Origin of the sequence: Pseudomonas sp. UBA7530 (assembly GCF_002479365.1) — a bacterium.
Lineage (GTDB): Bacteria > Pseudomonadota > Gammaproteobacteria > Pseudomonadales > Pseudomonadaceae > Aquipseudomonas.
On sequence record NZ_DLMS01000011.1, the window covers coordinates 810,461 to 827,445 of the forward strand.

14 protein-coding genes are annotated in these 16,985 nt (G+C 60.8%); 12 read left to right on the forward strand and 2 right to left on the reverse strand.

Features of this window, described 5'->3' with window-relative positions:
• Positions 1–198: 198 nt before the first annotated feature.
• Positions 199–2,418: a primosomal protein N' gene (locus B2U07_RS17665; RefSeq protein WP_296277407.1), complete on the reverse strand. Its 2,220-nt coding sequence runs from the start codon at positions 2,416–2,418 to the stop codon at positions 199–201.
• 158 nt (positions 2,419–2,576) lie between these two features.
• Here B2U07_RS17665 and rpmE point away from each other — a divergent pair, with 158 nt between their 5' ends.
• The 4 genes from rpmE (at position 2,577) to B2U07_RS17685 (ending at position 6,422) form a co-directional block, all read left to right on the forward strand.
• Positions 2,577–2,789, forward strand: a complete 213-nt coding sequence (rpmE, locus tag B2U07_RS17670) for a 50S ribosomal protein L31 (RefSeq protein ID WP_003459015.1) — start codon at positions 2,577–2,579, stop codon at positions 2,787–2,789.
• Between the two features lie 26 nt (positions 2,790–2,815).
• A complete protein-coding gene (locus B2U07_RS17675; RefSeq protein WP_197856967.1) occupies positions 2,816–3,616 on the forward strand; it encodes a thermonuclease family protein in 801 nt (266 codons plus the stop codon).
• Complete coding sequence (locus B2U07_RS17680) at positions 3,613–5,049, forward strand: M48 family metalloprotease (protein WP_275545496.1); 1,437 nt, start codon at positions 3,613–3,615, stop codon at positions 5,047–5,049. Before B2U07_RS17675 ends, B2U07_RS17680 begins: the two co-directional genes overlap by 4 nt.
• 104 nt (positions 5,050–5,153) lie before the next feature.
• Positions 5,154–6,422 carry a malic enzyme-like NAD(P)-binding protein gene (locus B2U07_RS17685; protein WP_197856969.1) on the forward strand — a complete coding sequence of 423 codons (1,269 nt, stop codon included), beginning with the start codon at positions 5,154–5,156 and terminating at the stop codon, positions 6,420–6,422.
• Between the two features lie 170 nt (positions 6,423–6,592).
• Here the strand turns inward: B2U07_RS17685 and B2U07_RS17690 are convergent, their stop codons facing one another.
• The gene (locus B2U07_RS17690; protein WP_419096364.1) at positions 6,593–9,001 is read right to left on the reverse strand and encodes a penicillin-binding protein 1A; all 2,409 of its coding nucleotides are present in this window, start codon (positions 8,999–9,001) and stop codon (positions 6,593–6,595) included.
• A 184-nt stretch (positions 9,002–9,185) separates the two neighbouring features.
• Here B2U07_RS17690 and B2U07_RS17695 point away from each other — a divergent pair, with 184 nt between their 5' ends.
• The 8 genes from B2U07_RS17695 to B2U07_RS17730 form a co-directional block, all read left to right on the forward strand.
• The gene (locus B2U07_RS17695) at positions 9,186–10,250 is read left to right on the forward strand and encodes a pilus assembly protein PilM (protein ID WP_197856971.1); all 1,065 of its coding nucleotides are present in this window, start codon (positions 9,186–9,188) and stop codon (positions 10,248–10,250) included.
• Positions 10,250–10,822: a type 4a pilus biogenesis protein PilN gene (pilN, locus tag B2U07_RS17700; protein ID WP_275545494.1), complete on the forward strand. Its 573-nt coding sequence runs from the start codon at positions 10,250–10,252 to the stop codon at positions 10,820–10,822. The genes B2U07_RS17695 and pilN overlap by 1 nt, the downstream gene beginning before the upstream one ends.
• Positions 10,819–11,439 carry a type 4a pilus biogenesis protein PilO gene (pilO, locus tag B2U07_RS17705; RefSeq protein WP_275545493.1) on the forward strand — a complete coding sequence of 207 codons (621 nt, stop codon included), beginning with the start codon at positions 10,819–10,821 and terminating at the stop codon, positions 11,437–11,439. Before pilN ends, pilO begins: the two co-directional genes overlap by 4 nt.
• Positions 11,439–11,963 (forward strand): type 4a pilus biogenesis lipoprotein PilP, encoded by a 525-nt coding sequence (gene pilP, locus B2U07_RS17710; RefSeq protein WP_275545492.1) that lies wholly within the window; start codon positions 11,439–11,441, stop codon positions 11,961–11,963. The genes pilO and pilP overlap by 1 nt, the downstream gene beginning before the upstream one ends.
• A 55-nt stretch (positions 11,964–12,018) precedes the next feature.
• On the forward strand, positions 12,019–14,136 hold the full coding sequence (gene pilQ / locus B2U07_RS17715) for a type IV pilus secretin PilQ (RefSeq protein ID WP_275545491.1): 2,118 nt from the start codon (positions 12,019–12,021) through the stop codon (positions 14,134–14,136).
• A 5-nt stretch (positions 14,137–14,141) separates the two neighbouring features.
• On the forward strand, positions 14,142–14,660 hold the full coding sequence (aroK, locus tag B2U07_RS17720) for a shikimate kinase AroK (protein ID WP_197856975.1): 519 nt from the start codon (positions 14,142–14,144) through the stop codon (positions 14,658–14,660).
• 51 nt (positions 14,661–14,711) lie between these two features.
• Positions 14,712–15,815 carry a 3-dehydroquinate synthase gene (gene aroB, locus B2U07_RS17725; protein WP_275545490.1) on the forward strand — a complete coding sequence of 368 codons (1,104 nt, stop codon included), beginning with the start codon at positions 14,712–14,714 and terminating at the stop codon, positions 15,813–15,815.
• A gap of 10 nt (positions 15,816–15,825) precedes the next feature.
• Positions 15,826–16,985 (forward strand): AAA family ATPase (locus B2U07_RS17730; RefSeq protein WP_296277408.1); only part of this gene is annotated, 1,160 nt, incomplete at its 3' end.

Sequence of the window (16,985 nt, forward strand, 5' to 3'; positions counted from 1 at the left end):
CGGCTCGGGTTGCCTTGGGGCTTTGGTCGAAAACTGCGCATTATAAGAGCAGCGACAAGCTGCAAGCCACAAGCGGCAAGGAAAAGCGTGCCGCGTTTTTCTTCGCCGCCGCGTTTGCGTGGGTAGGGTGGGTTTCAGCCCACCAAGGGTGACCGCTGTTGGTGGGCTGAAGCGGATCGCCGCCCGGCCCACGCTACGCTAGAACAGGTCAATCGGGTCCACGTCCAGCGACCAGCGCACCGCGCGGCCGCTGGGCATCTGCTCCAGCGCATGCAGCCAGCGATTGAGCAGGCGGTGCAGCGGGGCGCGGGCATTGCCCTGCAGCAGCAACTGCGCACGGAAACGCCCGGCGCGACGCTCCATCGGCGCCGGTACCGGGCCGAGCAGTTCGATACCGGACAAGTCCAGCTCACCCAGCAGATGCTCGGCCTCGCTGCAGGCTTCATCGAGGAAGCTCTCGGCCTGGCCAGGCTTGTGCGCTTCGGCGCGCAGCAGGGCCAGGTGGCAGAACGGCGGCAGGCCGGCGCTGCGCCGCTCGCTCAACGCCTGCTCGGCGAAGGCGAAGTAGCCCTGTTCGGTCAGTTGCACCAGCAGCGGATGGTCGGCCAGGTGGCTCTGGATGATCACCTTGCCCGGTTCCTCGGCGCGCCCGGCGCGCCCGGCCACCTGTACGATCAACTGCGCCATGCGCTCGCTGGCGCGAAAGTCAGCCGAGAACAGGCCACCGTCGGCATCGAGAATCGACACCAGCGTCACTCGCGGGAAGTGGTGACCCTTGGCAAGCATTTGCGTGCCGACCAGGATGCACGGCTCGCCCTTGTTGATGGTGGCGAACAGGCGATCCATCGCGCCTTTGCGCGAGGTGCTGTCGCGATCGATGCGTAGCACCGGGTAATCAGGGAACAGCACCGCCAGGCGCTCTTCGGCGCGCTCGGTGCCCGCGCCGACCGGGCGCAGGTCGACGTGCTGGCATTTCGGGCAGTTGCTCGGCTGTCGCTCGACATGGCCGCAGTGATGGCAGCGCAGCTCCTGATAACGCTGGTGCACGGTCATGCGCGCGTCGCAGCGTGGGCACTCCGATAGCCAGCCGCAATCATGGCAGAGCAGGGTTGGGGCGAAGCCGCGGCGGTTGAGGAACACCAGCACCTGCTGGCCGGCTGCGAGGGTCTGGGCGATGGCCTGCTGCATCGGCCCGGAAATGCCCGAGTCCAGTGGCCGGCTCTTCACGTCCAGACGCAGGAAGCGCGGCTGGCTGGCGCCGCCGGCGCGCTGGGTCAGCTTGAGCAGGGCGTAGCGGCCGCTGTGGGCGTTGTGCAGGCTTTCCAGCGAGGGTGTGGCTGAGCCGAGGACGATCGGTACGTCTTCCTGACGCGCGCGAACCAACGCCAGGTCGCGGGCGTGGTAGCGCAGGCCTTCCTGCTGTTTATAGGAAGCATCGTGTTCTTCGTCGACGATGATCAGCCCCGGATTCTTCATCGGCGTGAACAGCGCCGAGCGGGTGCCAATGATGATGTCGGCCTCGCCATCGCGCGCCGCCAACCAGGCGTCAAGACGATCGCGGTCGTTCACCGCCGAGTGCAGCAGGGCGATGCGTGCGTTGAAGCGGCGGGCGAAACGGTCGAAGGTCTGTGGGCCAAGGTTGATCTCGGGGATCAGCACCAGCGCCTGCTTGCCGGCCTCCAGGCATTGGTGGATAAGCTGCAGGTACACCTCGGTCTTGCCGCTGCCGGTGACGCCCGCGAGCAGAAACGCATTGAACTGGTCCCAACCTGACGCCACGGCATTCACCGCGGCCCGTTGCTCGGCGTTCAGCGGCAGTTCCGGTTGTGCCAGCCAGTGTGCGGGCTTGGCGTGAGGCTGAGTGCGGCGCACCTCTACCCGTACCAGGCCCTTCTCATGCAGCAACTGCAGGCTGTCGCGGTTGAGTTGCAGCTGGCTGAGCAGGCTGTGGGCCACACCGTGCGGATGTTGCGCCAGTGCCTTGAGTGCGTCGCGCTGGCGCGGAGCGCGGGCCAGCCGTGGGTCGTCGACGCTGGCGCCCTTGCTGGCCAGCCAGTAACGCTCCTGGCGGGTTTCGGCCGGCTCGCCCTCGCGCAGCAGCACCGGCAAGGCCCAGCTCAGGGTGTCGCCGAGGCTGTGCTGGTAATACTGTGCCGTCCACAGACACAGTTTGAACAGCGGCGCCGGCAACGGTGGGCGGGCGTCGAGCAGCTCCAGGGCGGGCTTGAGCTTGTCGAGTGGAACTTCGCTCTGGCTGTCGACTTCCACCAGCACGCCAATCATCTCGCGACGGCCGAAGGGTACGCGCAGGCGCACGCCAGGCTGCAAGGCGCTGCGCGACACGCCAGCGGGGGCGAGGTAGTCGAACAGGCGGCGCAGCGGCGAGGGCAGGGCGAGGCGCAGGATCAAGTCGGGCAAGCCAGGAGCTCCGTTGACAGGCTGGCGATCTTAGCACGCGACGACCGGCGCCTTGCGCGGCTTGCATCGACTCGCGCGTCTGGTAAGATGCGCGGCCTATTTCTGTGCGGTGCCTGACATTGGTCGGGTGGCGGCACGACTACCCCGAGGAAAGCACCATGAAAGCCGATATCCATCCGAACTACGTTGAAATCGACGCCACCTGCTCCTGCGGCAACGTGATCAAGACCCGCTCCACCCTGGGCAAGAACCTGAGCCTGGACGTTTGCTCCGAGTGCCACCCGTTCTACACCGGTAAGCAGAAAGTGCTGGACACCGGCGGCCGTATCGATCGCTTCAAGCAGCGCTTCGGCGTATTCGGCGCCAAGTAAGCGGCCGAATCGAAACGGAATCTGGCATGCGCCACTCCGTGCTACTGAAAAAGGCGTCCCTGGTGGGCGCCTTTTTCGTTTCTCTGCTTTGCGTCGATCTGGCGCAGGCCTTCTGTCCGCTGCGCGCCGATCTGGCTCCGGTCGCCGTGCGCCAGGTGGTCGACGGCGATACCGTGCGCCTGGCCGACGGCCGCAGCATTCGCCTGATCGGCATCAATACGCCGGAACTGGGGCGCAAGGGGCGCAGCGACGAGCCTTATGCCGTGCAGGCCAAGCGTCGTCTGCAGGCGCTGGTCGATGCCAGCGATGGCCGCGTCGGCCTGCTCTACGGCAAGCAGCGCAAGGACCGCTACGGCCGCACCCTGGCCCATCTTTACGACCGCCAGGGGCGTAATCTCGAAGCGCAATTGCTCGGCGAAGGCCTCGGTTTCATGGTTGCGGTGGCGCCCAATGCTGCGCTGGCGACCTGCCAGGCACAGGCCGAGCGCCAGGCGCGCAGCAAGCGCCTCGGCGTGTGGCGTGACGAGCAGGTGAAGACGGCTGGCCAGTTGCAGGGAGGCGGCTTCGCCCTGCTCGGCGGCCGGGTTGTCGGCGTGCAGCGCAATCGTGGCGGCCTGTGGCTCGATCTCGATGGCGGTCGGGTCCTGCGCGTGTCGCCCGAACTGCTCGGCGAGTTCGACGTGCCTGCCTTGCAGAAACTCAAGGGGCGGCGAGTGGAGGCGCGGGGTTGGGTCATCGACCGGCAGAGCCGCGGTGGCTTGAAATCCGGGCAGGCGCGCTGGATGCTGCCGCTTACCCATTCGGCGATGCTGGAGGTGTTGCCATGATTCGTGCATTGATGCTGTGTCTGTTGTGCAGCTGGTTGGCGGGTTGCGCGGTCAATCCCGCGACCGGTCGCACCGATTTCGTGATGATGAGCGAACGCCAGGAGCTGGACCTCGGTGCGCGCTACAACCAGGAAATTCTCAAGCAATACCCGCGCTACGAGGATGCCAAGCTGCAGGCCTATATCCAGCGTGTCGGCGAGCGGGTGGCGCGCAGCAGCCATCGCAATCAGCTCAACTACGTCTTCACCTTGGTCGACAGTCCGGACGTCAACGCCTTCGCGCTGCCGGGTGGCTACATCTATATCCATCGTGGCCTGCTGGCCTACCTCAACTCGGAGGCGGAGCTGGCCGCCGTGCTGGGCCATGAGGTCGGTCACGTGACGGCCCGTCACAGCGTGCGCCAGCAGAGCCAGTCCACGGCCTGGGGGCTGCTCGGCCAGGCCGCGGCCATCGGCACCGGTGTGGGCGCGGTGGGCGATCTGACCAGTGCCATGGGCAACGCCTTCGTGCGCGGCTACGGCCGCGACATGGAGCTGGAGGCCGATGGCCTGGGCGCGCAATACCTGGCGCGCGGGGGCTATGACCCGCAGGCAATGATCGAAGTGGTCAAGGTGCTCAAGGGGCAGGAGGATTTCGCCCGCGAGCAGGCCGCCAGGCGCGGCGAAGCCCCGGCAGCGGGCAGCTATCACGGCTTGTTCGACACCCACCCGGACAACGATCGTCGTCTGCAGGAAGTGATCGGCCCGGCGCGGGCGCTGGTCGGCAGTAACCAGGAAGTGGGTCGGGACAATTTTCTGCAGATGCTCGACGGCCTGGTGTTCGGCGATTCGGCCGCCAGCGGAATTCGCCGCGGACGCAATTTCTATCACGGTGAACTGGATTTCACCCTGAGCTATCCGCAGGGCTGGCAGCTGGTCAATCGTCCCGATGTGCTGATCGGTCACACCCCGGATGAGCAAGCCTTTATCGCAATGACCCTGGAGGCGGCGGACAAGCAGCTTTCGCCTGCCGAATTCCTGCGCAAGCGCGCTGGCAATCAGCGCCTGGTTGCTGGCGAAGAACTGCGCCTGGGGGCACTGCAAGGCTATACAGCGGTGTTGCAGGGGCAGTCGGCGCGGCGTGTTGCGGTGATCTATCGAGGCGACAATGCGTACCTGTTCGTGGCAGCGGTAAAAGGGCGCGCTTCGCTGGAAACCGAGGATCAGCGCTTCCTCGACGTCATCCGCAGTTACCGGCCGCTGAAGGCGAGAGAACGCAAGCTGGCCGAGCCGGTGCGCCTGCATCTGGTGAAGGCCAAGGCGGGACAGAGCCTCTCCGCTCTGGCCAAGGATTTGCCGCTGTCGACCGATGGCGAGGCCCAGTTGCGACTGCTCAACGGGCTCTACCCAAGCGGCGAACCGCGCCCTGGCGAGTGGCTGAAAACGCTGCGCTAGCGCGGCGCTTCAATCGCGACCGAACGGTCTTGTGCAGGTGTATACAACTTGCGTATCCTCGGCCGCCTGCCCGTTCAACAGCCAACAAAAGCGGAAATGCCACTATGTCAGATCTAAAAACTGCCGCTCTCGAATATCACGCCCAGCCCCGCCCCGGTAAGCTGAGCGTCGAGTTGACCAAAGCCACGGCCACTGCCCGCGACCTGTCGCTGGCCTACAGCCCGGGCGTTGCCGAGCCGGTACGCGAAATCGCGCGTGACGCCGAGCTGGCCTACCGTTACACCGGTAAAGGCAACCTGGTCGCCGTTATCTCCGACGGTACCGCCATTCTCGGTCTGGGTAACCTCGGCCCGCTGGCTTCCAAGCCGGTGATGGAAGGTAAAGGCGTGCTGTTCAAGCGTTTCGCCGGTATCGACGTGTTCGATATCGAAGTCGATTCGGAAAGTCCGCAGGCTTTCATCGACACCGTAAAACGCATCTCCATCACCTTCGGCGGCATCAACTTGGAAGATATCAAGGCCCCCGAGTGCTTCGAGATCGAGCGCGCGCTGATCGAACAGTGCGACATCCCGGTATTCCACGATGACCAGCATGGCACCGCGATCGTGACCGCCGCCGGCATGCTCAACGCCTTGGAAATCGCCGGCAAGACCCTGGAAGCGGCGAAGATCGTATGCCTGGGCGCCGGTGCAGCCGCCATCTCCTGCATGAAGCTGCTGGTGAGCATGGGTGCCAAGGTCGAGAACATCTTCATGATCGACCGCAAGGGCGTGATCCATGCCGGTCGCGATGACCTGAACCAGTACAAGGCCGTGTTCGCCACCGAGACCGACAAGCGCACTCTGTCCGACGCTCTCGATGGTGCTGACGTGTTCGTCGGTCTGTCCGGTGCCAACCTGCTGAGCCCGGAAGACCTCAACCGCATGGCGGCCAACCCGATCGTCTTCGCCTGCTCCAACCCGGACCCGGAAATCAAGCCGGAGCTGGCGCACGAGACCCGCGGCGACGTGATCATGGCCACCGGTCGTTCCGACTACCCGAACCAGGTCAACAACGTGCTGGGCTTCCCCTTCATCTTCCGCGGTGCTCTGGACGTTCGCGCCACTCGCATCAACGAAGAGATGAAGATCGCCGCTGCCCTGGCGCTGCGCGACCTGGCCAAGTTGCCGGTGCCGCAGGACGTCTGCGACGCTTACGGCGGTATCGAGCTGTCGTTCGGCCGTGAGTACATCATTCCAAAGCCGATGGATCAGCGTCTGATCACTGTGGTTTGCGATGCCGTGGCCAAGGCCGCCATCGAATCCGGTGTGGCGACCCTGCCCTATCCGAAGCACTATCCGCTGAAGTCGGTGGATGACGTGTTCAACGGCTAAGCCGTTCGGATGGAAATAAAAAAACCCGCTTCGGCGGGTTTTTTTATTGAGCCTCATGCTGCCAGCAAGAGAAAAATCGCCGCCGGCGCATGATCGTAGCGCCGGTATCCCAAGTGCTCCCCGCGCCGCTTCTACTTGGCGCCTGAGGCTTGCAGCTTGTGGCTGCTTCTCTAGAACAGATCGATCGGCGCCATCTCGTCAGCCGGCAGCGGGCTGCCAGGAGCGCCCATGCCCGGTTCGAACTCGCTCATGGGTGGCGGTGAATCTTCGCTCTTGAACAGTTCGAAGTAGGCGTCCGGTGTGCCGGGCACGGCGGCGCGACCGCTGACCGGATCGACGCGCAGGGTCAGCAGGCCCTTGGGTTCCTTGGGCAGATGGCTTGGACGATCCTTGAGTACCGGGCCCATGTAGTTCATCCAGATAGGCAGGGCCACGGTGCCGCCGTATTCATGGCGTCCCAGGCTCTCCGGCTGATCGAAGCCGGCCCAGACGGTGGTCACGTAGTCGGCGTTGTAGCCGGAAAACCAGCTGTCCTTGGACTCGTTGGTGGTGCCGGTCTTGCCTGCCAGGTCGTTGCGTCCCAGCGCCAGGGCGCGGCGGCCGGTACCGCGCTTGATCACGTCCTGCAGCATGCTGGTCATGATGTAGGCCGTGCGCTCGTCAATGATCTGTTCGGCGACCTTGGGATCTTCCTGGGGCAGGTCGTCAACCGCGTTCACCGCCAGGTTGGCGTTCTCCTCTGTCGGCTCGCTGCCAGGGACGCGCGCCGGGTTGGCGCGGAACAGCGGCTTGCCGTTGCGGTCGTCGATGCGTTCGATCAGGTAGGGCTCGATCTTGTAGCCACCATTGGCAAAGGTGGCCCAGCCTTCGGCGATTTCCATCGGCGTCAGGCTTGCAGTGCCGAGGGCCAGCGACAGGTTGCGTGGTAGGTCCTGCGGAGCGAAGCCAAAGCGTTCGATGTAGCGCAGGCTGCGGTCGATGCCCATATCCTGCAGCAGGCGGATCGACACCAGGTTGCGCGACTTGTACAGCGCCTCGCGCATGCGGATCGGGCCGAGGAACGTGTTGTTGTCGTTCTTCGGCCGCCACTTTTGCGACAGGTAGTCGTCAGAGAGGATGATCGGCGCATCGTTGACCAGGGTTGCCGCGGTATAGCCGCTATCGAGTGCCGCACTATAAATGAAGGGTTTGAAGCTGGAGCCTGGCTGACGCTTGGCCTGCACGGCGCGGTTGTAGTTGCTCTGGTCGAAGGAGAAGCCGCCGACCAGGGCCTGAATGGCGCCGCTGTAAGGATCGAGGGAAACCAGCGCGCTTTGCGCCGCCGGCACCTGGGTAAAGAACAGGCTGCCATCCTCCTGGCGTTGCACGCGCACGATATCGCCGACCTTGGCGACATCGCCGGGCTGCTGCGGGCGCGGGCCCAGGCTGTTGGTATTGAGGAAGGGGCGCGCCCATTTCATGCTGTCCCAGGACACGGCCTGCTCTTCGCCGTCGCGGGTCAGCACGAGGATGCCGCTCTTCTCGACCTGGGTCACCACTGCAGGCTCCAGGCCACCGATGCTGCGGAACTTGCCCAGTTCGCTGAGCCAGGTTTCGCGGGTCATGCCCGGTAGGCGGCTTTCGGGGCCGCGATAGCCGTGGCGCTGGTCGTAGGCGATCAGCCCATCACGCAACGCGGTGTCGGCCACTTCCTGCAGGTGGCTGGGCACCGTAGTGGTGACGTTGAAGCCCTCTGTGTAGGCCTCGCTGCCATAGCGCCCGACCATCTCCGCCCGTGCCATCTCTGCTATATAAGGCGCGCTGAGTTCGGGGGTCGGTACGTGGTAGCGTGCGTCGACTTCTTCGGCCAGCGCTTGCTCATAGCTGGCCTGATCGATACGGCCGAGGCGATACAGGCGGCCGAGGATCCAGTCGCGGCGCTCCTTGGCGCGCGTCGGGTTGACCAGTGGGTTGTAGCGCGAAGGCGCTTTCGGCAGGCCGGCGATCATCGCCATCTGCGCCAGGTTCAGATCGCGGATCGACTTGCCGTAATACACCTGCGCGGCGGCTTCGATGCCATAGGCGCGGTGGCCGAGATAGATTTTGTTGACGTAGAGCTCGAGGATCTCGTCCTTGCTCAGCTCACGTTCGATCTGCAGCGCTAGGAGAATCTCGGTGGCTTTGCGCGAGAAGCTGCGCTCGCTGGTGAGGAAGAAGTTCTTCGCCACCTGCATGGTGATGGTGCTGCCGCCGCTCTGAATCTGACCGCTTTTCAATAATTGCGTGGCAGCGCGCATCAGGCTGGTCACATCGACGCCATAATGATTGGCGAAATTATCGTCTTCTGCTGCCAGCAGGGCGCTGATGAATTCCTTGGGGATTTCGTCGAAGCGAATGGGCGAGCGACGCATCTCGCCAAACTCGGCGATCAGCTTGGCATCGCTGCTGTAGACGCGCAGGGGGATCTGCAGCTGAACCTGGCGCAGCGATTCGACGGAAGGAAGCGTCGGGCTAAGATAAAGGAACGCGCCGCTGAAACTGAGCAGCAGCCCACAAAAAACGGCAACGCAAGACCACCAGATGAACTTCAGCAGGCGTATCAAAATGTTCGGAATTCCAAGTAAAAGAATGAGTTAAGCAGGAGTCGTGGCTCAAAGGGAAAAGCTGATCACATTATAAGCGTTTTTTTTCCCGGGGAGCCATTTGCGCTTCTGTCAAGACTGATATTTAATGTGGAAAAACATAAATAGTCCGTAAGTCGCGGATGCCAATAGGAAAACGGTCGTGCTAGGGCTCTTCACTAAGAAAGCGAATACGCTGCTGGGGATCGATATCAGCTCGACTTCGGTCAAGCTCCTCGAACTGAGTCGCTCGGGAAGCCGCTACAAGGTAGAGGCATACGCAGTCGAGCCACTCCCGGCAAATGCAGTGGTCGAGAAGAACATCGCCGAGCTGGAGGGGGTCGGTCAGGCGCTCTCCCGCGTGTTGGCCAAGGCCAAGAGCGGCGTCAAGACAGCGGCCGTTGCCGTTGCCGGTTCGGCCGTCATCACCAAAACCATCGAAATGGAAGCCGGGCTCTCCGAGGATGACCTGGAAAACCAGCTGAAGATCGAGGCCGACCAGTACATCCCTTATCCGCTGGAAGAAGTCGCCATCGATTTCGAGGTGCAGGGCCCGGCGCCGCGCAACCCCGAGCGGGTCGAGGTGTTGCTGGCTGCGTGCCGCAAGGAAAACGTCGAAGTCCGTGAGGCGGCGCTGGCGCTCGCCGGTCTGACTGCGAAGGTGGTCGATGTCGAGGCCTACGCGCTGGAGCGCGCCTACGGTCTGCTGGAGGCGCAGCTGGGCGGTGGGCATGACGAACTGACGGTCGCGGTGGTCGATATTGGTGCCACCATGACCACGCTCAGCGTTCTGCACAACGGTCGTACCATCTATACCCGTGAACAGCTTTTCGGCGGTCGACAACTGACCGAGGAAATCCAACGTCGCTATGGTCTGTCAGTCGAAGAAGCTGGCCTTGCCAAGAAGCAGGGTGGTCTTCCAGACGACTATGACAGTGAAGTGTTGCAACCGTTCAAAGAGGCTGTGGTTCAGCAGGTTTCGCGCTCGCTGCAGTTCTTCTTCGCCGCTGGGCAGTTCAACGATGTCGACTACATCCTCCTGGCTGGCGGTACCGCGTCCATCCCCGATCTTGATCGGCTGATCCAGCAAAAGATCGGTACGCAGACGCTAGTGGCCAATCCCTTTGCCGATATGGCGCTCAGCAGCAAGGTCAACGCCGGCGCGTTGGCCAGTGATGCGCCGGCACTGATGATTGCCTGTGGTCTGGCGATGAGGAGTTTCGACTGATGGCGCGGATTAACCTACTCCCCTGGCGCGAACAGCTGCGCGAAGAACGCAAGCAGCGGTTTCTGGTAAGTCTTGCCGGGGTTTTCATCGTTGCAGCTGGCCTGGTGTTTCTTGGCGATCAGTGGCTTAACGCTGCGATCAGTAATCAGAGCGCCCGCAATGATTTCATCAAAAAAGAAATTGCCGTTCTGGATGCGCGTATCAAGGAAATCAGTGAGCTGAAAACTCGCCGCCAGCAATTGTTGGAACGTATGAAGATTATTCAGGATCTTCAGGGCAATCGCCCGATCATTGGCCGTGTCTTCGATCAGTTGGTTCGGACATTGCCCGATGGCGTGTATTTCACCAATGTCAAAATGACCGGTAAGAACATTGCGATTGTCGGCGCTGCCGAATCCAACAATCGGGTTTCAAACCTTATGCGCAATCTGGACGGCTCCGAGTGGCTGGCCGCTCCAAATCTGACAGAAGTGAAGGCTGTCACGGCGGGGGCTCTGGATCAGGCGAACGTATTTCAGTTGACGGTTCAGCAAACGCAGCCTGATCAGGAAAAAGCGGAGGCGGCGCAATGAGTATCAAAACTTCTCTGGACAGCCTGCGCAGCATTGATGTCAATGACCTCGATATGAATAACGTCGGCTCTTGGCCGGCTGCCGTCAAGTTTATTGCTGGTCTGTTATTACTGATTATCGTTTTGGTGCTGGGCTACCAATTCCATCTCAAGGACCTGCAAAGCATTTTGGAGCAGCGTCAGCGGGAAGAGGTAACGCTAAAGGAACAGTTCACCAGTAAAGCTTTCCAGGCCGCTAATCTGGAAGCTTACAAAGAGCAAATGCAAGAAATGGAGGTGTCGTTCGGCGCCCTGTTGCGTCAGTTGCCGAGCGATACCGAGGTGCCGGGTTTGCTGGAAGACATTACCAGAACTGGTTTGGGTAGCGGGTTGGAGTTTGAAGAAATCAAACTTCTACCTGAAGTGGCTCAGCAGTTTTATATCGAGTTGCCTATCCAGATAAAGGTCACAGGTGGGTATCACGATCTCGCAACCTTCGTCAGTGGCGTTGCCAGTCTGCCGCGGATTGTTACGCTGCATGACTTCCAGTTGGCGCCTGCTAGTGCAGAAAGTTCGAGTCGACTGAATATGCAAATTATGGCCAAGACCTATCGCTATAATGATAAGGGGGCTCAATAATGAGTTTCTCTCGTTCAGCTCTGGTGGTGGGGCTTTTGCTTTTGGCGGGATGTGGCGGGAGCGGGGATTTTTCCGATTTGCGCGCTTATATGGATGATGCGCGGGCAAAACCTAAAGGCGCTATCGAACCGCTACCAACTTTTCAGCCTTATGAGAGCTTTACCTATCGGGCAGCCTCATTGCGTAGTCCGTTTCAGCCCCCGGTCAAGATTGATGTGGTTACCCGACAAAAAGGTGCTCCAGAGATCAAACCGGATGAGAGTCGTGTCAAACAGTTCCTCGAAGGTTTCAACATCGAAACTTTCGAGATGGTCGGTATCTTGAGGAACGATCGTGAATTGTTTGCGCTGGTTAGCGGTGCGGGGGGCGTTCACCGTGTCAAAGTGGGCGATTATCTGGGCCGCAATCACGGCAAGATACTTGTGATCGATGAGTCCAAGATCGATGTGATGGAAATTGTGCCGGATGGCGAAGGTGGCTGGCTTGAGCGACCACGCAGCCTTTCCTTGAAGGAGCGCTCCTGACGGGGTGATGTGAAAAATGAATACAAATAATCTGTCTGCCAAACGGGATACGAAAATGAATGGCTCTCTTTCGCGTCTTAGCGTCGCCCTGATGGCGGTGTTGCTGTCGCCCGCACTATTGGCGGCCAATCTACAAGATCTGGATGTAGCCAGTTTGCCTGGTGACCGGGTGGAGCTGAAGCTGTCCTTTGACGAGCCGGTAACTGCCCCGCGGGGATATACGATTGAGCAGCCTGCGCGCATTGCCCTGGACCTGCCCGGCGTGTCGAACAGGCTGGGCTCCAAGAACAGGGAACTGGGGGTCGGTAATGCGCGCAGCGTGACCATTGTCGAAGCCAAGGACCGCACCCGGCTGATTGTCAATCTGACCAATCTGGCACCTTATAGCACCCGAGTCGAAGGCAATGACTTGTTTGTTCTGGTCGGCGACACTTCCGCGGCTGCTTCGCGTCCGGCTGCTGCGCCTGCCGTCGCCAGCTCTGCGCCAGCGAAGAAAACCTACGGTCCGCAGCCTAAGGCCATTAGCAATATCGATTTTCAGCGTGGTGAGCAGGGCGAAGGCAATGTTGTGATCACGCTTTCCGACAAGTCAGTTGCGCCGGACATTCAGGAGCAGGGCGGCAAGATTCGACTCGACTTTGCAAAGACCGAATTGCCCGAGTCTTTGCGGGTTCGTCTTGATGTTAAGGATTTCGCGACGCCAGTTCAGTTCGTCAGTGCGACAGGCGGTGCGGATAAAACCAGCATCGTGATCGAGCCGGTCGGCTTGTACGATTACTTGGCTTATCAGACCGAAAACAAGTTGACCCTCAGTGTAAAGCCGCTCAGCCAGGACGATGCAGAGCGTCGTAATGCTGAGCGATTTGCATATACCGGTGAAAAGCTGTCGCTTAACTTTCAGGATATCGACGTGCGGTCCGTGCTGCAGTTGATTGCTGACTTTACCGATTTGAACCTGGTCGCCAGCGATACTGTGGCTGGCAACATCACATTGCGTTTGCAGAATGTGCCTTGGGACCAAGCGCTGGACTTGGTATTGAAGACCAAGGGGCTCGATAAGCGTCAGATTGGTAACGTTCTCCTGGTTGCGCCAGCCGATGAAATTGCCGCGCGTGAGCGTCAGGAGCTTGAGTCGCAGAAGCAAATCGCCGAGCTGGCTCCGCTACGTCGTGAATTGATTCAGGTTAACTATGCCAAAGCGACCGATATGGCCAAGCTCTTTCAATCGGTCACCAGCGCTGATGGTTCGCCTGACAGTCGTGGCTCTATCACGGTCGATGATCGTACCAACAGCATCATCGCGTATCAGACTCAGGAGCGTCTGGATGAGTTGCGTCGGATCGTTGCTCAACTCGATATTCCGGTGCGCCAGGTCATGATCGAGGCACGCATCGTTGAGGCCAACGTTGATTACGACAAGGCACTTGGTGTGCGCTGGGGGGGCTCGGTGCGTAATGGCCGTTGGGATGTAAGTGGCAAGGATGGCGTGCAGGGGTTTGACGAGGATACCGGGGCGAGGGCGCCATTCGTCGGCACTGACACAGTCGGAAATACTACCTTGGAGGATGGTTTGGCTCGGCTGCCATTCGTAGATATGGGCGTCCAAAACAGTACTTCTGGTATCGCTATTGGTTACTTAGGCAGTAATGTCGTGCTGGATTTGCAATTGTCCGCCATGGAAAAAACCGGGAATGGTGAGATCGTTTCCCAGCCCAAGGTGGTTACTTCCGACAAGGAGACGGCGAAGATCCTGAAAGGGCAAGAGGTTCCCTATCAAGAGGCGAGTTCGAGCGGCGCGACCAGTACGTCTTTCAAAGAGGCTGCTTTGGCCTTGGAGGTAACTCCGCAGATTACGCCGGATAACCGCATTATCATGGAAGTTAAGGTTACTAAGGATGCTCCTGATTTCGCCAATCTGGTCAACGGTGTGCCGCCGCTCAACAAGAACGAGGTTAACGCCAAGGTTCTGGTCAATGATGGTGAGACGATCGTAATTGGTGGTGTGTTCTCCAATACTCAGACGAGTGCGGTTGAGAAAGTGCCATTCCTGGGTGACCTTCCCTTCCTGGGGCGTGTGTTCCGTCGTGACATCATCCGGGATAACAAGGCCGAGTTGCTGGTTTTCATTACTCCGCGCATCATGAACAACCAAGCCATTGCCGTGAATCGATGACCTAAGTGCGGAATGTAATCCTCGTAGGCCCGATGGGAGCTGGAAAGAGCACCATCGGGCGTTTGCTTGCCAAAGAGCTGCGTTTGCCTTTCAAGGACTCCGATAAGGAGATTGAGCAGCGTACCGGTGCTGATATTCCCTGGATCTTCGATGTCGAGGGGGAGCAAGGCTTTCGTGAGCGGGAGCAGGCGGTGATCGCCGAGCTTTCGATGCAGGACGGCCTTGTATTGGCCACTGGCGGCGGGGCGGTCATGCGTTCAGAAAACCGTCGGGCTCTGCATGCTGGGGGGCGAGTCGTCTATCTGCATACCTCTGTGGAGCAGCAGATCGACCGTACCTCGCGTGATCGTAATCGTCCGTTGTTGCGCGCGGCCAATCCGGCTCAGGTGCTTCGGGACCTGATGGCCATGCGTGATCCTCTTTACCGAGAGGTCGCCGATATCGTCATCGAGACGGACGAGCGTCCGCCGCGTATGGTGGTTCAGGAAATTCTCTCGCGTCTGGAAGCCTTGTCGCCCCGTTAAAGCGCGGGGCGAACTGCGCTATCCTAGAGGCCTTTTTATTCTGGGGGCCTCATGCAGACTCTTCACGTTGATCTCGGCGAGCGCAGCTATCCCATTTATATCGGGGATGGCCTGCTGGCACGCCCCGAGTTGCTCACGCGTCATGTCGCCGGGCGGCAGGTGGCAGTGGTTACCAATGAAACCGTTGCGCCTCTGTATCTGGAAGCGCTGATGCGCTCCCTGGAAGGCCTCAAGGTCGCCTCGGTCGTATTGCCGGACGGCGAGGCATTCAAGAACTGGGAAACCCTGCAGTTGATCTTCGACGGTCTGCTGAAGGCCCGGCATGATCGACGCACGACCGTTATCGCTTTGGGCGGCGGTGTGATTGGTGATATGGCAGGCTTCGCGGCCGCCTGTTACCAGCGTGGTGTGGATTTCATCCAGGTGCCGACGACGCTGCTGTCGCAGGTGGACTCCTCGGTGGGTGGCAAGACCGGGATCAATCATCCGCTGGGCAAGAACATGGTCGGTGCCTTCTATCAGCCCAAGGCCGTGCTGATCGATACCGCTAGCTTGCATACTTTGCCTCAGCGCGAGCTGTCCGCCGGTTTGGCCGAGGTCATCAAGTACGGCTTGATCTGTGACGAGCCTTTCTTGGCTTGGCTCGAGGAAAACATGGCTGCCTTGCGCGCCCTGGATGGTGCTGCGCTGACCTATGCCATCGAACGCTCATGTGCGGCCAAGGCACGAGTGGTGGGCGCCGATGAGCGTGAGTCGGGTGTGCGAGCTACCTTGAACCTGGGGCACACCTTCGGTCACGCCATCGAGACCGAGCAGGGCTATGGCGTGTGGCTGCACGGTGAGGCTGTTGCCGCCGGAACGGTGATGGCGCTGGAGATGTCCCATCGCCTTGGTTGGTTGTCCGTGGCGGATCGGGACCGTGGCGTGCGCCTGTTGCAGTCTGCCGGTCTGCCAGTGGTGCCACCGCAGGATATGTCGCCCGAGCAGTTCCTGGAGCATATGGCGGTGGACAAGAAGGTTCTCGATGGCCAGTTGCGCCTCGTGTTGCTCAAGCGTCTGGGGGAGGCGGTGGTGACCGCGGATTACCCGCGCGAAATTCTCGACGCCACGTTGCGTACTGACTACGCCGCGTTGGCCCAGTCGTTCAACTCTTGAAGAGTGAATCATGACCAGTTTGCATGCTGACGAAGCTTTCCTGGCCCATTACCAGTTCAGCCACGATCCCTTCGCGCCACGAGTGCCTGGCTTCAAGTTCTTCCCGGCGCAACGCAAGCCGGTGTTGGGGCAGTTACATCACCTTGCGCGCTACAGCCAGCTCCTGCTGGCGGTGGTGGGGCCTGAAGGTAGCGGCAAGACGCTGTTGCGTCAGGCGTTGGTTGCGAGTACCAACAAGCAGGCGGTGCAGAGCATCGTCATTGCGCAGGGTGTCGCGGATAGCGAGTCGCTGCTGCGCCAAGTGGCGCAGGGCTTGTCCATCGCTCAGGCTGATGTGCGCTCGATCCTGGCTCAGGTTGGACAGTTGGCGCTGACCGGTCAGGAGGTTTACCTGCTGATCGATGATGCGGATCAGCTGGATGATGTTGCGCTGAAGAATCTGCTGGTACTCGCTGCAGGGGGCGACGAAGGGCGTCCGCACGTCTTTCTGTTTGCCGAGCACGAATTGTTGGCTCGGCTGGAAGCTCTGGCGGGCGGCGAAGAGTGCTATCACGCCATCGAGCTTCAGCCCTATGCCGAGGACGAAACGCGCGAATATCTTGCGCTGCGGCTGGAAGGGGCTGGGCAGGACATCGGGCTGTTGGCCGATGAGCAGATCGAGGATATTCACGCGCGCTCCCAGGGTTGGCCGGGTGCGATCAATCAGGAGGCGCGTGAATTGCTGGTCGAGCAGATGCTTGCGCAGCGGGCTGCCGGGCGTGGCGCTGCAGGCGGTGGTTTCGCTTTGCCGAAAAAACATCTGTTGGCGCTAGCGGTCGTTCTGGTTGGCGTCGCTGCCGCCTGGTTCATGCAGGGGCGCGAATCTTCCACTCCTGAGCCGGTAGCCAGTAATACGTCTCTGCCCTTGCAATCTTCCACTCCGGCAGTCGAGGCTGAAGAGCCCGCGCAGGAGCCTGCGTCGGAGAGTCGCACGCCGGCCATCGAGTTCGCGGGTGCCAGCCAGCCACTGCCCCTGCCGCTGGTGGGTGAATCGCAGACCGTGATTCGCCAGCCGTTGGCCGAAGCAGCCGGTGAGGAGTTGGATAACTTCGAGCCGCCGGCCTCGCCTGAGCCCTCGACAGTGACACTGCCATCGACTCCAATCCCTGCTGCACCTGCACCTGCACCTGC

Coding starts and splice junctions, on each gene's coding strand:
- rpmE (WP_003459015.1), top strand. CDS start 2,577: ATGAAAGCCGATATCCATCCGAACTACGTTGAAATCGACGCCACCTGC.
- pilN (WP_275545494.1), top strand. CDS start 10,250: ATGGCGCGGATTAACCTACTCCCCTGGCGCGAACAGCTGCGCGAAGAA.
- aroB (WP_275545490.1), top strand. CDS start 14,712: ATGCAGACTCTTCACGTTGATCTCGGCGAGCGCAGCTATCCCATTTAT.
- B2U07_RS17685 (WP_197856969.1), top strand. CDS start 5,154: ATGTCAGATCTAAAAACTGCCGCTCTCGAATATCACGCCCAGCCCCGC.
- pilP (WP_275545492.1), top strand. CDS start 11,439: ATGAGTTTCTCTCGTTCAGCTCTGGTGGTGGGGCTTTTGCTTTTGGCG.
- pilQ (WP_275545491.1), top strand. CDS start 12,019: ATGAATGGCTCTCTTTCGCGTCTTAGCGTCGCCCTGATGGCGGTGTTG.
- B2U07_RS17675 (WP_197856967.1), top strand. CDS start 2,816: ATGCGCCACTCCGTGCTACTGAAAAAGGCGTCCCTGGTGGGCGCCTTT.
- pilO (WP_275545493.1), top strand. CDS start 10,819: ATGAGTATCAAAACTTCTCTGGACAGCCTGCGCAGCATTGATGTCAAT.
- B2U07_RS17680 (WP_275545496.1), top strand. CDS start 3,613: ATGATTCGTGCATTGATGCTGTGTCTGTTGTGCAGCTGGTTGGCGGGT.